This is a genomic window from Streptomyces sp. UNOC14_S4 (genome assembly GCF_020740835.1).
Classification (GTDB): domain Bacteria; phylum Actinomycetota; class Actinomycetes; order Streptomycetales; family Streptomycetaceae; genus Streptomyces.
This window is the reverse complement of record NZ_JAINFC010001051.1, coordinates 1-590: the sequence shown is the minus strand read 5'-3', so window position 1 is coordinate 590 and position 590 is coordinate 1. Positions and strand designations below refer to the sequence as shown.

The window sequence follows — 590 nt, the reverse complement described above, 5'->3', positions numbered from 1 at the left end:
GTCGTAGACGACGTCGACCCCGCGCCCCTCGGTGAGTTCGCGCACCCGGGCGGCGATGTCGATGCCGCCGCCCGTGACCAGGGTATGCCGGGCGCCGAGGGCCTCGGCCTGGCGGGCCTTCTCCGGGGTGGAGGCGGTGGCGATGACCCGTACCCCGCTGTGGACCAGCAGTTGGGTGAGCAGCCGGCCGACGCCGCCCGCGGCGGCGTGCACCAGGGCGGTCTCGCCCTCGCGCGCGGGGTGGGTGGAGAAGGTGAGGTAGTGGGCGGTGAGCCCCTGGAGCAACAGGGCCGTGGCGTCCTCGTCCGTGACGTCGTCGGGTACGGGCACGGCCGCCCGCGCGGGCACCACGACCTGTTCGGCGTAACTGCCGGGGGCCGCGCACCAGGTGACCCGGTCGCCGACGGAGAAGGAGGTCACGTCCGCCCCCACCGCCGTCACGCGGCCCGTTCCCTCGGAGCCGGGGACGAACGGCGGGGCCGGCTTGGCGCGGCCCTCGCGTTCGTAGACGTCCTTGAAGTTGACGCCGACGACCGAGGTGCGCACCACGAGCTCGCCGGGGCCGGGGGTGGGATCGGGCAGTTCGGCGG

At 75.3% G+C, this 590-nt stretch carries 1 protein-coding gene; it reads right to left on the bottom strand.

The window, feature by feature from the left end:
• Window positions 1–590, bottom strand: a 590-nt coding sequence (locus tag K6I34_RS37845; RefSeq protein ID WP_229332524.1) for an alcohol dehydrogenase catalytic domain-containing protein, incomplete at both ends; no start/stop codon positions are given.